At 66.0% G+C, this 11,935-nt stretch carries 14 protein-coding genes; 10 read left to right on the forward strand and 4 right to left on the reverse strand.

Features of this window, described 5'->3' with window-relative positions; translation table 11 throughout:
* Positions 1-7: 7 nt before the first annotated feature.
* Together IAG39_RS27585 and IAG39_RS27590 are read right to left on the reverse strand one after the other, a co-directional pair.
* Complete coding sequence (locus IAG39_RS27585; RefSeq protein ID WP_118932582.1) at positions 8-700, reverse strand: LrgB family protein; 693 nt, start codon at positions 698-700, stop codon at positions 8-10.
* Positions 690-1,094, reverse strand: coding sequence for a CidA/LrgA family protein (locus tag IAG39_RS27590; RefSeq protein ID WP_059372980.1), 405 nt, complete (start codon positions 1,092-1,094; stop codon positions 690-692). The genes IAG39_RS27585 and IAG39_RS27590 overlap by 11 nt, the downstream gene beginning before the upstream one ends.
* A gap of 97 nt (positions 1,095-1,191) precedes the next feature.
* On the opposite strand from IAG39_RS27590, the gene IAG39_RS27595 reads away from it, so the two are divergent.
* The 9 genes from IAG39_RS27595 (at position 1,192) to IAG39_RS27635 (ending at position 9,650) form a co-directional block, all read left to right on the forward strand.
* Complete coding sequence (locus IAG39_RS27595) at positions 1,192-2,079, forward strand: LysR family transcriptional regulator (RefSeq protein WP_118932581.1); 888 nt, start codon at positions 1,192-1,194, stop codon at positions 2,077-2,079.
* Between the two features lie 38 nt (positions 2,080-2,117).
* Positions 2,118-3,005: an alpha/beta hydrolase gene (locus tag IAG39_RS27600; RefSeq protein WP_059372976.1), complete on the forward strand. Its 888-nt coding sequence runs from the start codon at positions 2,118-2,120 to the stop codon at positions 3,003-3,005.
* A 284-nt stretch (positions 3,006-3,289) separates the two neighbouring features.
* Complete coding sequence (locus IAG39_RS27605; protein ID WP_059372975.1) at positions 3,290-4,201, forward strand: dihydrodipicolinate synthase family protein; 912 nt, start codon at positions 3,290-3,292, stop codon at positions 4,199-4,201.
* Positions 4,202-4,290: 89 nt separating this feature from the next.
* Positions 4,291-5,046, forward strand: a complete 756-nt coding sequence (locus IAG39_RS27610; protein ID WP_118932580.1) for an ABC transporter ATP-binding protein — start codon at positions 4,291-4,293, stop codon at positions 5,044-5,046.
* Positions 5,039-5,758 carry an ABC transporter ATP-binding protein gene (locus IAG39_RS27615; protein ID WP_118932579.1) on the forward strand — a complete coding sequence of 240 codons (720 nt, stop codon included), beginning with the start codon at positions 5,039-5,041 and terminating at the stop codon, positions 5,756-5,758. The genes IAG39_RS27610 and IAG39_RS27615 overlap by 8 nt, the downstream gene beginning before the upstream one ends.
* A 57-nt stretch (positions 5,759-5,815) precedes the next feature.
* Positions 5,816-7,021: an ABC transporter substrate-binding protein gene (locus IAG39_RS27620; RefSeq protein ID WP_118932578.1), complete on the forward strand. Its 1,206-nt coding sequence runs from the start codon at positions 5,816-5,818 to the stop codon at positions 7,019-7,021.
* A 109-nt stretch (positions 7,022-7,130) separates the two neighbouring features.
* Positions 7,131-8,033: a branched-chain amino acid ABC transporter permease gene (locus IAG39_RS27625; RefSeq protein WP_059373059.1), complete on the forward strand. Its 903-nt coding sequence runs from the start codon at positions 7,131-7,133 to the stop codon at positions 8,031-8,033.
* Position 8,034: 1 nt separating this feature from the next.
* Entirely contained in the window at positions 8,035-9,000 is a 966-nt protein-coding gene (locus tag IAG39_RS27630; RefSeq protein ID WP_059372969.1) for a branched-chain amino acid ABC transporter permease, read from the forward strand.
* Positions 9,000-9,650 carry a GntR family transcriptional regulator gene (locus IAG39_RS27635; RefSeq protein ID WP_059372968.1) on the forward strand — a complete coding sequence of 217 codons (651 nt, stop codon included), beginning with the start codon at positions 9,000-9,002 and terminating at the stop codon, positions 9,648-9,650. The genes IAG39_RS27630 and IAG39_RS27635 overlap by 1 nt, the downstream gene beginning before the upstream one ends.
* Here IAG39_RS27635 and IAG39_RS27640 read toward each other — a convergent pair.
* Positions 9,625-10,107: a multidrug/biocide efflux PACE transporter gene (locus IAG39_RS27640; protein ID WP_059372966.1), complete on the reverse strand. Its 483-nt coding sequence runs from the start codon at positions 10,105-10,107 to the stop codon at positions 9,625-9,627. The two genes, IAG39_RS27635 and IAG39_RS27640, sit on opposite strands and share 26 nt — an antisense overlap.
* Before the next feature lie 109 nt (positions 10,108-10,216).
* Here IAG39_RS27640 and IAG39_RS27645 point away from each other — a divergent pair, with 109 nt between their 5' ends.
* Positions 10,217-11,080 carry a LysR family transcriptional regulator gene (locus IAG39_RS27645; RefSeq protein WP_059372963.1) on the forward strand — a complete coding sequence of 288 codons (864 nt, stop codon included), beginning with the start codon at positions 10,217-10,219 and terminating at the stop codon, positions 11,078-11,080.
* 33 nt (positions 11,081-11,113) lie between these two features.
* Here the strand turns inward: IAG39_RS27645 and IAG39_RS27650 are convergent, their stop codons facing one another.
* On the reverse strand, positions 11,114-11,929 hold the full coding sequence (locus tag IAG39_RS27650) for a ChbG/HpnK family deacetylase (protein ID WP_059372961.1): 816 nt from the start codon (positions 11,927-11,929) through the stop codon (positions 11,114-11,116).
* Positions 11,930-11,935 lie beyond the last annotated feature (6 nt).

Here is an 11,935-nt window from a genome sequence, read left to right on the forward strand (position 1 = left end):
GCGGCGCTCAGGCCAGCAACCCCACAACCACGGCGGGCGTGACCAGCACATTGAACAGCCCCGCCATCACCATCACCAGGCCCGCGACGGCGCCTTCATCGGCCGCCAGTTCGCGGGCCTTGGCCGTTCCGGCGCCGTGCGCGCCCATGCCGAACAGCGCGCCGCGCGCCAGCGCCGAACGCAGCGGCAGCCAGCGCCGCATCAACTGGCCCAGGGCCGCGCCGAACACGCCCGTGACGATCACGAAGACGGCCGTCAGGTCCGGCACGCCGCCCACGTGCGACGACACGGCCACCGCGAACGGCGTGGCCACCGAACGCGGCAGCAGGCTCAGGCGCAGGTCCGGCGACAGGCCCAGCAGGCTGCCCAGCATCCAGGCGCTGGCGCCTGCGATCAGGCTGCCCACCGCCACGCCCGCCACCAGCACCGGCCAGTAACGGCGGATCAGCGCGCGCTGTTCATACAAGGGCAGCGCGAAGGCCACGATGACCGGGCCCAACATCGCCATCAGCCAGTGCGACCCCGCCATGTAGTCCCGGTAGTCGGTGTGCAGCGCAAGCGCCAGCGCCAGCAGCAGCGCGGGCGCCACCACCAGGGTCGACGTGCACCAGTAGGCATAGCGCCGGTAGAACAGGCGCGCGCAGACATAGGCCAGCACCGTCGCGGCGGGCCAGAACAGCAAGTTGAAATCAGCTGGCATGGCGATTCATCCAGCGATAGCAGAGATCAATGGTCAACGCCGTGCCGGCCATCACCAGAACCGTGCCCAGGAGGATGACGGCCAGCAGCTTCAAGCCCAGCACGCCCAGGAATTCGCGGTGGTCCAGCAGCGACATGACGGCGGGCACGAAGAACAGCAGCATCTCGCCCAGCAGCCAGCTGGCGCCGCGATGCACGTTGCGCACCCGCAGGCGGCGCGTGGCCAGCAGCGCCAACACCAGCGCCATGCCGATGACGCCGCCCGGCACGGGCAGACCCAGCAACTGGGCCAACGCCTGACCCAGCAAGGAGAAGAGGACCAGCAGACAGATTTGCAGCACGCGGCTGCGGCGCAGCGTGCTGCGTAGAAGAAGGGCGAGGCGTGGGCGAGACATGAGACGAAGTTCCTGCGGCAAGCAGATGTTTTACGCCTACGGTGCTCATAGATAAAATGAATTTGATGAATTCAAGTTATTCCAGATAGGCATACACATGGAACTGCGTCCGTTGCGCGCCCTGGTAGAAGTGGTCCGCCAGGGCGGTTTCTCGCAAGCCGCCCGGGCCGTCTTTGCCACCCAGCCCACCGTCAGCAAAGCGGTGCGCCAGCTGGAAGACGAACTGGGCATGCCGTTGCTGGACCGCCACGCCCAGCCGCCGCGGCTGACCGCGGCTGGCGAAATCGTCTACCGCCGCGCCGTGGCCATGCTGGCGCAGCGCGATGATCTGTACGCCGAACTGGACGAACTGAAGGGGCTCAAGCGCGGCGTGCTGCGCCTGGGCCTGCCGCCGCTGGGCAGCAGCACCCTGTTCGCCCCCATGTTTGCGCGCTTTCGCAGCCGCTATCCGCAGATTGAAATCAGCCTGGTGGAACACGGCAGCCGCCGCCTGGAGGAAATGGTGATGGCTGGCGAGATCGAACTGGCCGCCTCGCTCAAACCGGTGCCCGACATCTTCGAATGGCAGCCCGTGGCACGCGAGCCGCTGGTGGCGCTGATGCCGGCCGACCACCCCAAGGCGCACGCCGCAACGGTCGGATTGAGCGATCTGCGGGACACGCCCTTCATTCTGTTCGAGACCGGCTTCGCCCTGAACCGCATCATCCACGACGCCTGCCAGCGCGCCGGCTTCTCCCCCACCGTGGCCGCGCGCAGCGGCCAGATCGATTTCATCGCGGCGCTGGTGGCGGCCGGCCTGGGCGTGGCCTTCCTGCCGCGCCTGAAGGCCCGCGAAGAGCTGCACGCCGGCGTGGCGCGCGTGCCGCTGCGCGATGCCGGCACGGACTGGGAGATGGTGCAGGTGTGGCGCCGCGGCGGCTACCTGTCGCATGCCGCCCAAGCCTGGCTGGCCTTGACCCGGGAAGTCCATCCCGAAGTATGCTGATGCCGGAACCCAGCCGCCCCGCCCGGGTCAGACTATCCATGCCAGCCCTACCCCGCCTTTCTCCCCGCCGCCTGTTCGCCGTTGCCTTGCTTGCAGGCGCCAGCGTGGTCGGCTGCACCCAGCTCGATTCCTGGCAGCGGCAGACTATTTTCTCCCCCCAGTCCGAACCGCAGACCTGGTGGCGCGAACCCGCCGCCGGCACCCAGGTTTATGACCTGACGCTGGCAGGCGGCGACAAGGTGCGCGCCTGGTACTGGCAAAGCCCTCAAGCCGGCGCGCCCACCGTGCTGTACCTGCATGGCGCACGCTGGAATCTGAACGGCAGCGCCTTCCGCATCGACGGCTGGACGCGCATGGGCTATTCCGTGCTCGCCATCGACTACCGCGGCTTCGGCGCGTCGACCCCGCGTCTGCCGTCCGAGGAAAGCGCGCTGGAAGACGCCGTGGCCGGGCTGAAGGAGCTGGCGCGCATCCAGCCCGATCCGGCGCGCCGCTTCATCTACGGCCATAGCCTGGGCGGCGCAATCGCCATCGACCTGGCCGCGCGCCCCGACCAGCCGGCATTCGCCGGCCTGATCGTGGAATCCAGCTTCACCAGCATCGGCGCGATGCTGGCCACGCTGCGCTGGGGCAAGGTGCCTGGCGCCAGCCTGCTGGTCACGCAACCGTTCGCTTCCGTGGAAAAGCTGGCGCGCATGCGCACACCCATGCTGTTCATGCACGGCACCGCCGACCGCGTGGTGCCGCACACCATGAGCGACGAGCTCTACGCCGCCGCAGGCAACGTTGCGCCCGAGCTCAAACGCCTGGTCAAGATCGAAGGCGCCTCGCATTCCGGCGCCTTCCGCAGCGGCGCGCAATACGAGACCGCGGTGAAGACCTTCATGCAGGACGCGAGCCGCGCGTATCCGCGCAAGGCCGGCTAGCCTCCGCAGTCCGCCAGCCCGGCCTGGGCTGCCTCTCTCCCTCGCCTCCATCCGACCTCTCTACGGCCGCCGGCAAGCACGACGCCTGCCTTGCCCGTGCGCGCAAGGCGCACGCTTCCCGCTCATCCCCAGAAATCACGCATCGGCTTGTCTCCGCCTCCGGGTTGACCCGCCCCGGGAAATCCCCAAATCAAAATATCTTCTAAATATATTTATCAGATATTAGACTTTGCACCTGCTCGCCGCTCCGCCATTGAAGCGACGGCATCTTGAGGAGAAGCCAGTTGAGTAACGTGCATTGGCAGGGCGTCTTCCCTGCCGTAACGAGTAAGTTCCATGCCGACGAGACCCTCGACTTCGAGGCGATGCGCAAGCACTTCGGCTTCCTGATCGACAACGGCGTACACGGCCTGGTCACCTGCGGTTCGCTGGGCGAAGCCAGCACCCTGAGCCTTGAAGAAAAGCTGGAAGTGACGCGCTGCGCCGTGGAAGTCAGCGCCGGCCGCATTCCGGTCCTGGCCAACGTGTCCGAGACCAGCACCCGCGAAGCGCTGCGCTTCATCAAGGCCGCCGTGGAACTGGGCGTGGACGGCTTCATGCTGATGCCCTCGCTGATCTACGTGGCGGACTCGCGCGAAGCGATGCAGAGCATCCGCACCATGGCCGAAGCCGCGCAGAAGCCCTGCATGATCTACAACAATCCCGTCGCCTACCGCGTCGATCTCAAGCCCGAGCACATGGCCGAGCTGGCCGACTGCAAATGGCTGGTCGCCATCAAGGAAAGCAGCGACGACGTGCGCCGCCTGACCGACCTGCGCAACGCGCTGGGCACGCGCTATCAGCTGTTCATCGGCGTGGACGACCTGTCGTTCGAGGCGCTGGCGCTGGGCGCGGACGGCCTGCTGGCCGGGCTGGTCACCGCCTTCCCGCGCGAAACCGTGGCCCTGTACGACCTGATGAAGGCGGGCAAGTGGCAGGAAGCGCTGGCGCTGTACCAATGGTTCACGCCGCTCCTGCATCTGGATGTGTCGACCAAGCTGGTGCAGAACATCAAGCTGGCCGAGACCCTGGCCGGCGTGGGCAATGAGCACGTGCGCCGCCCGCGCCTGCCGCTGGCCGGCGCCGAACGCGAACGCTGCGCCGCCATCATCCAGGCGTCGCTGGCCAAGCGCCCCGCGCAGTACCAGTCGAAGTAAGGCCGGGCTCCGGAAGAAGCACGAACCTCCTGGCGCGTGGCGGGACCGCGACGCGCCAGGGCCTGTCCCCAGCAAGCCCAACGGACATCATGCAAAGCGACATCATTCTTCAGACCCGGGGCCTGAGCAAGGAATTCCGCGGCTTCGTCGCCGTCAACAACGTTGACATGAGCGTGCGCCGCGGCGCCATCCACGCGCTCATCGGCCCCAACGGCGCGGGCAAGACCACCTTCTTCAATCTGCTGACCAAGTTCCACATCCCGACGCGCGGCCAGATCCTCTACGACGGCGTGGACATCACGCAGGAACGCCCCGCGCAGACCGCGCGTCGCGGCATCGTGCGCTCGTTCCAGATCTCTGCCGTCTTTCCGCAGCTGTCGGTGCGCGAGAACGTGCGCGTGGCCCTGCAGCGCAAGCTGGGCGTGGACTATTGCTTCTGGCGTTCGGAACGCACGCTGGAAAGCCTGCATCACCGCGTCGAGGAACTGCTGGACCAGGTCGGCCTGCGTACGCATCTGGACGTGGCCGCGGGCGACCTGCCCTATGGCCGCAAGCGCACATTGGAGATAGCCACCACGCTGGCGCTCGAACCCGAGCTGCTGCTGCTGGACGAACCCACGCAAGGCATGGGCCACGAGGACGTGGACCGGGTCAAGCACCTGATCAAGCAGGTCAGCGCCGGCCGCACCATCCTTATGGTCGAACACAACATGAAAGTGGTGGCGGACATCTCCGACACCATCACCGTGCTGCAGCGGGGCGAGATCCTGGCCGAAGGCCCCTACGCGACCGTATCGGAAAACCCGGCGGTGCGCGAAGCCTACATGGGAGCCGAAGATGAATGAAGCCGCCGCAGCCTCCAGCATGCTGGAAATCCGCAACCTGCACGCCTGGTACGGCGAATCGCACATCCTGCACGGCATCGACCTGGACGTGAAGCCGGGCGAATGCGTGACCCTGCTGGGCAGGAATGGCGCGGGCCGCAGCTCCACGCTGAAGTCCATCCTGGGCCTGGTGGGCCGGCGCAGCGGCTCGATCAGGATCCAGGGCCAGGAGACCGTCGGCCTGCCGCCCCACAAGATCGCGCGCCGCGGTATCGGCTATTGCCCTGAAGAGCGCGGCATCTATGCATCCTTGACCGCCGAGGAAAACCTCATGCTGCTGCCCTCGGTGGGGCCGGACGGCATGTCGGTGGCAGAGATCTACGACATGTTCCCCAACCTGAAAGAACGCGCGCACAGCCCCGGCACGCGGCTGTCGGGCGGCGAACAGCAGATGCTGGCGATGGCGCGCATCCTGCGCACCGGCGCCCGCCTGTTGTTGCTGGACGAAATCACCGAAGGCCTGGCCCCCGTCATCGTGCAGTCCCTGGGCCGCGTGATCCGGCAATTGAAAGAGCGCGGCTACACCACCGTGCTGGTCGAGCAGAACTTCCGCTTCGCCCAGCACCTGGCCGACCGCCATTACGTCATCGAGCACGGCCAGGTGGTGGCGGTGATAGACCGCGCCGAAGTCCTGCAATCGCAGGACAGGCTGAACGCCCTGCTCGGCATTTGAGTTTTCCAGACGCATTCCTTCCGACCGCAGTCCCCTTCCTACACGGAGCGTAGTCAGATGAAATTGAATCGAATCTCAGCAGCGCTGTTCGCCGTCGGCATGATCGGCGCCGCCCAGGCCCAGACCAAGATCAGCGATGACGTGGTCAAGATCGGCGTCCTGACCGACCTGTCCGGCGTCTATTCCGACCTGGCCGGCAACGGCTCCGTGATCGCGGCCCGCATGGCCGCCGAGGAAATGGGCAACAAGGTGCTGGGCAAGCCGGTGGAAGTGGTTTCCGCCGACCACCAGAACAAGCCCGACGTCGCCGCCAACCTGGCCCGCGAATGGTTCGACCAGGGCAAGGTCGACATGATCACCGACTTCCCCACCGCGTCCACCGCGCTGGCGGTGATGGAAATCGCCAAGCAAAAGAACCGCGTGACCATGCCGTCGGCCGGTCTGTCCACCGCGATCCTGGGCGAGAAGTGCTCGCCGCTGAATGCGCAGTGGACCACCAACACCTACGCCCTGGCCGCCGGCACCGCGCGCGCGCTGGTCAAGGAAGGCAAGAAGAGCTGGTACTTCATCACCGCCGACTACACCTTCGGCCACTCGCTCGAAAAGGACGGTACCGAAGTCATCCAGGAAAACGGCGGCAATGTGGTGGGCGTGTCGCGCCATCCCTTCCCCGGCAACGACTTCTCTTCGTTCTTGTTGAAGGCGCAGGCCTCCAAGGCCGACGTGATCGCGCTGGCCAACGCCGGCAACGACACGGTCAACGCAGTCAAGCAGGCCAACGAATTCGGCATCAACAAGAAGCAGATCGTGGCGCCGCTGCTCACCTACATCTCGGATGTGCACAGCATGGGCCTGGCCAAGGCGCAGGGCATGTACCTGACCGAAGCCTTCTATTGGGACTATGACGATGCCTCGCGCGCCTGGGCCAAGAAATTCTTCGAGAAAGCCAAAAAGATGCCGACCGCTTCGCAGGCCGGCGTGTATTCGGCCACGCTGTCCTATCTGAAGGCGATCGAAGCTGCCGGCACCGACGATGCGCCGGCCGTGATGGCCAAGCTGCGCGAGATGACCATCAACGACGCCGTGATCCGCAATGGCAAGCTGCGCGCCGACGGCGCGCTGGTGCACGACATGCTGCTGTTGCAGGTCAAGACGCCCAAGGAATCCAAGGCGCCCTGGGACTACTACAACGTGAAGTCGGTGCTCAAGGGCGAGGACGTGTTCCCCAAGCCCCAGGCCGCGTGCTCGTTGAACAAGACCTGATGCCGCCGCGCGCCGCACGCATGGCGTGCGGCGCCGGCTGCCATGGCCGCGGCGCATCGCCGCGCGCTTCCCGGAAATCGACGCGACACCTTTCCGCCCGCCGCCTACCATGTTCGACATCTCGCTTTCCGCCTTGCTCGCCCAACTGCTGGTGGGACTGATCAACGGCTGCTTCTACGCCATCCTCAGCATGGGGCTGGCCATCATCTTCGGCCTGCTCAACATCGTCAATTTCACACACGGCGCCCAGTTCATGATGGCGGCCTTTCTGGCCTGGATCGGCTTTACCCAGCTGCCGCAGCTGCTGGGGCCGGGCGTGCAGATCAACTTCTGGGCCGCGCTGATCCTGGCGCCCCTGCTGGTGGGACTGGTGGGCGTCGTGATCGAGAAGACGCTGCTCAAGCGCCTGTACCACCTGGACCATCTGTACGGCCTATTGCTGACCTTCGGCATCGCGCTGATGATGGAAGGGGGCTTTCGCTACTTCTACGGCATCTCGGGCGTGGGCTATGAGCCGCCCGAGGTCCTGCAGGGCGGTTTCGACCTGGGCTTCATGTTCCTGCCCGCCTATCGCGCCTTCGTGGTGGTGGCGTCGCTGGTGCTGTGCCTTGCCACCTGGTATCTGTTCGAACGCACCCGGCTGGGCGCCATGCTGCGCGCCGGCACCGAGAACCCCAAGCTGCTGCAGGCCTTCGGCGTGAACGTACCGGTGATGATCACCCTGACCTACGGTTTCGGCGTGGCGCTGGCCGGCGTGGCCGGGGTGCTGGCCGCGCCCGTCATGCAGATCAACCCGCTGATGGGCTCGAACCTGTTGAACATCGTGTTCGCAGTGGTCGTGATCGGCGGACTGGGCTCCATCATGGGCGCCATCGTCACCGGGCTGACCCTGGGCCTGCTGGAAGGGCTGACCAAAGTGTTCTATCCCGAAGCCTCGACGGTAGTCGTCTTCATCGTCATGGCCATCGTTCTGCTGACGCGCCCCGCCGGCCTGTTCGGCAAGGAGAAATAAGGTGCAGCGCATACCCTCCTCGATCCGCATCCTGGCGCTGCTGCTGGTGCCGGCCCTGCTGGTGCCGCTTTTCCCGCAGATCGTCTATCCCGTGTTCGTCATGAAGGTGCTGTGCTTTGCGCTGTTCGCGTTGGCCTTCAACCTGCTGACCGGCTTTACCGGCCTGGTGTCGTTCGGCCATGCGGCCTTCTTCGGCTGGGCCGGCTATGCGGCCGGCGAAATGATGATCCTGTTCGGCGCCCGCGGCCTGCCGCCCGAAATCGCCATCGCTTGCGGCGTGGCCATGGCCGCGGCCATCGGCTGGGCGATCGGCTGGCTGGCGATCCGGCGCACCGGCATCTACTTCGCGATGATCACGCTGGCGCTGTCGCAGGTGGCGTACTTCATGGCGGTTCAAGTGGGCTGGACGCGCGGCGAAGACGGCATGCAGGGCATTCCGCGCGGCAAGTTCCTGGGCCTGGTGGACCTGAGCGTGGACGCCAACATGTATTACTTCACGCTGGGGGTCTTCGTGCTGGGCTTTCTGTTCGTCTACCGGGTGATCCATTCGCCCTTCGGCCAGGTGCTCAAGACCATCCGGGACAACGCGCCGCGCGCCATATCGCTAGGTTACGATACAGACCGGTGCAAGCTGCTGGCCTTCGTGCTGTCGGCCTCGGTCGCCGGCCTGGCCGGCTCGCTGAAGGCGCTGGTGCTCCAGCTGGTTGCATTGAACGACGTTTCGCTCGCTACTTCCACCGAAGTGCTGCTGATGACGCTCCTGGGCGGCATCGGCACGGTATGGGGGCCGGTGGTGGGCGCGACGCTGGTCGTCAGCTTGCAGAATTACCTTGCCACCCTGGGCGACATCGTCACCATCGTCATCGGACTGATTTTCGTGTTGTGCGTGTCGTTCTTCCGGCGCGGCTTCGTCGGCGAATGGCTGGCCTACGCGCAGTGGCGCAAAACGAAGGAAAACAATAGTTGATGGCAGCAGCAGAATCCAAACGGCGCGCCGCCGATGTCGCCTACGACCAGATCGAAAGCATGATCGCCACGCTGCAATTGCAGCCGGGCAGCGCGGTCGTGGAAGCGGATCTGGTGGAAATGACCGGCCTGGGACGCACGCCGCTGCGCGAGGCGCTGCTGCGCATGGTGGCCGCCGGGCTGATACGCCAGGAGCCGCGGCGCGGCCTGCGCGTGTCCATGATCCAGCTGGCGGACCACATGGACCTGATCCAGACCCGCCGGGCGCTGGAACAGCTGATCGCCGCCAGCGCCGCGCGCCGCGCCACTGCGGCGCAGCGCAGCCAGATCGTGGATTGCGCGGCGCAGATGATCCGCGCGGCGGAAGGCGGCAATCTCGACGACTACATGCATGCCGACCAGATGCTGGACCACGTCTGCCACCAGGCCTGCCGCAACGCCTCGGCCGTGAACGCGGTGGCGCCGCTGATCATCCAGTGCCGCCGCTTCTGGTATGCCTACCAGCACGAGGGCGACATCGCCGAAGGCGCGCGCCGCCACATGCTGATGGCCGAAGGCATCGCCACCGGCAACGAGTCCGCGGCCATCAAGGGCGCGGACTCGCTGATGGACTACCTGGAGATGTTCACGCGCAAGGTGATTGACGCGTGACGGCCGGCGCGGCCTGCCCCTTGCGGCGGGCCAGCCACTGCAGCACCCGCGGCCGCGAGCGGTCGTAGGCCAGGTTGTAGAGGAAGGCGTAGGGCAGATAGAACAGCACCAGCGCGATATCCAGCACAAAGGCCTGCCACAGGCTGATGTTGAGCCACCAGGCCGCCAGCGGGATCACGATCAGGATCAGGCCCAGCTCGAAGCCGAAGGCATGCACCACGCGCAGCCGCAGCGTACGGGTCCAGCCCATGCGGTTCTCGATGCGGTCAAAGCCCGCGTTGTAGATCATGTTCCAGACCAGCGCGATCCAGGCGATCACCGCGGTCAGCACGCCCATTTCGAACAGGGACTTGCCCATGGCCCAGGCAGCCGCCGGGGCGCACAGGCCGATGGCGATGATTTCGAACAGAAAGGCGTGGAGGAAACGTTCTTTAATGGATTTCTTGGCTTGCGTCATGACCCACCTGCGGTCGGTTGATACTCAGTGGCAGGGATTTTCGACGACATTTCCGTTACCATAAAGATGGTTTTCATCGGAAAAACCGATAATCACGGAGCCTCCGTCTATGCGCCACTCCCTGGAATCCCTGGCGGCGTTCGCCCAGGTCGCCTCCGAAGGCACGTTTTCGGCTGCCGCCCGCAAGCTCGGGAAAAGCCAGTCCACCATCAGCGAAACCATCGCCAACCTGGAGGTGGACCTGAACGTGGCGCTATTCGACCGCAGCCAGCGCCAGCCCGTCCTGACCGAGGCGGGCCGCGTGCTGCTGGGCCAGGCCTTGCAGGTGCTGGCCGCCAACGACAGGTTGAATCGCAGCGCCAGCCAACTGTCCGAAGGCCTGGAACCCCGGCTGACGGTAGTGCTGTCCGACACGTTCCAGTCCGAGACCTTCGAGAACATGCTGAGCCAGATCGACCAGCGCTATCCGGCGCTGCGCTTCGAATGCCTGATCGCGGAATACGAGGATGTGGTGGCGCTGGTGCAGCAGGGCCGCGCGCACCTGGGGCTGATGGCCGCCCAGGAGAGCTATCCGCCCGACGTCGCGCACGCCGCCCTGGCGGAGCTTTCTGAAATCGTCCTGTGCGTGAGCCGCAAGCACCCGCTGGCCAAGCTGCCCCGGGTCACGGAGGACCAGCTGAAATCCGAACGCGCGCTGCGCCTGAGCACGTACGAGTTGGGCGACAAGGAGACCGAACCCGCGTACGCGACCTGGTCGGCGCCCGGCTATCTGATGCTGATGGACATGGCGACCCTGGGGTTTGGCTGGACCGAACTGCCGCGCTGGATGTTCCAGCGTTTCGGCCAGGATCAGCTGGTGGAGCTGAAGGCGCCAGGCTGGCCGCGCCACATCCGCGTCGACGCGGTCTGGTCGCGGCGCCGCGCGCTGGGGCCAGCAGGCGCCTGGCTGCTGCAGAGCCTGACGGGCGGCTAGAGCCAGCCCGCGCCGCAACGGCCTTGCAGCCGATCAGCGCGCCGTGGCCGGCAAGCGCGAGATGTGCACGCCGTTGGCGTTGAGCCAGTCGCCCAGCTTGGGGCTGGCCAGCACGTCGAACTCCGCGCGGCGCTGGCGCGACATGGCGCAGTCATCCTGGCTGCCCATGGCCGGATGGCACATGACCAGGTCGCAGTCGCGCGCGTTGAACAGCCAGTTCTGCAGCAGGTCCGCGTAGCGCCGCTTGCCGCCTTCGAAGCCATAGACGCCCAGCAGCCGGCGGTTGGTGCGCATGCCGTCCTTTTGCGCCTCGCGCGCCAGCGCGCTCGAACCGAGCGCGCCAATGACGCGCGCCTTGAGGGCTTCTTTCAGGGGAATGCCAACCTGCATGCCCGGCGCCGTCTGGCGCAGCCAAGGCATGTGATCGCCATAGCGTTGCTTGAGCAACAGCAGCAGCCGTTCGCGGATGCCCGGCAGCTGATGCACGTGCTGGTGCCCGTCGACATAGTCCGGCGCGCGGCCGAACGCGGCCTCGAAAGCATCGAACTGGCACGCCAGCTGCGCATCGATCCAGGCGGCGTCGAGTCCGCCCGCATAGGCGCTCAGGATCAGCCGGCTCAGCGTGGGCATGGGCTCGGCGCCAGGCGTAAGCGCTTCCGTGAAGTTCACGTGCAGGCCGATATCCACGTTCATCGGGGCCAGGCGCCCGGCGTTCGACGCGAACGACGGACCCAGCGTGAGGCAGCTGACCGCGCTCAGCCGGCCCATGCCGGCCAGCGCAATCATGCCTTCATCGATATCGGCATTCATGCCAAAATCATCACCGCAGACCACGATACGTTTGCTCATTGCTAT

This window comes from Achromobacter xylosoxidans, from assembly GCF_014490035.1.
GTDB lineage: Bacteria > Pseudomonadota > Gammaproteobacteria > Burkholderiales > Burkholderiaceae_B > Achromobacter > Achromobacter bronchisepticus_A.

Excerpts from the sequence above, each read along its gene's own strand:
- IAG39_RS27585 (WP_118932582.1), bottom strand. The coding sequence starts at position 700 with ATGCCAGCTGATTTCAACTTGCTGTTCTGGCCCGCCGCGACGGTGCTG.
- IAG39_RS27590 (WP_059372980.1), bottom strand. The coding sequence starts at position 1,094 with ATGTCTCGCCCACGCCTCGCCCTTCTTCTACGCAGCACGCTGCGCCGC.
- IAG39_RS27595 (WP_118932581.1), top strand. The coding sequence starts at position 1,192 with ATGGAACTGCGTCCGTTGCGCGCCCTGGTAGAAGTGGTCCGCCAGGGC.
- IAG39_RS27600 (WP_059372976.1), top strand. The coding sequence starts at position 2,118 with ATGCCAGCCCTACCCCGCCTTTCTCCCCGCCGCCTGTTCGCCGTTGCC.
- IAG39_RS27610 (WP_118932580.1), top strand. The coding sequence starts at position 4,291 with ATGCAAAGCGACATCATTCTTCAGACCCGGGGCCTGAGCAAGGAATTC.
- IAG39_RS27615 (WP_118932579.1), top strand. The coding sequence starts at position 5,039 with ATGAATGAAGCCGCCGCAGCCTCCAGCATGCTGGAAATCCGCAACCTG.
- IAG39_RS27620 (WP_118932578.1), top strand. The coding sequence starts at position 5,816 with ATGAAATTGAATCGAATCTCAGCAGCGCTGTTCGCCGTCGGCATGATC.
- IAG39_RS27625 (WP_059373059.1), top strand. The coding sequence starts at position 7,131 with ATGTTCGACATCTCGCTTTCCGCCTTGCTCGCCCAACTGCTGGTGGGA.
- IAG39_RS27635 (WP_059372968.1), top strand. The coding sequence starts at position 9,000 with ATGGCAGCAGCAGAATCCAAACGGCGCGCCGCCGATGTCGCCTACGAC.
- IAG39_RS27640 (WP_059372966.1), bottom strand. The coding sequence starts at position 10,107 with ATGACGCAAGCCAAGAAATCCATTAAAGAACGTTTCCTCCACGCCTTT.
- IAG39_RS27645 (WP_059372963.1), top strand. The coding sequence starts at position 10,217 with ATGCGCCACTCCCTGGAATCCCTGGCGGCGTTCGCCCAGGTCGCCTCC.
- IAG39_RS27650 (WP_059372961.1), bottom strand. The coding sequence starts at position 11,929 with ATGAGCAAACGTATCGTGGTCTGCGGTGATGATTTTGGCATGAATGCC.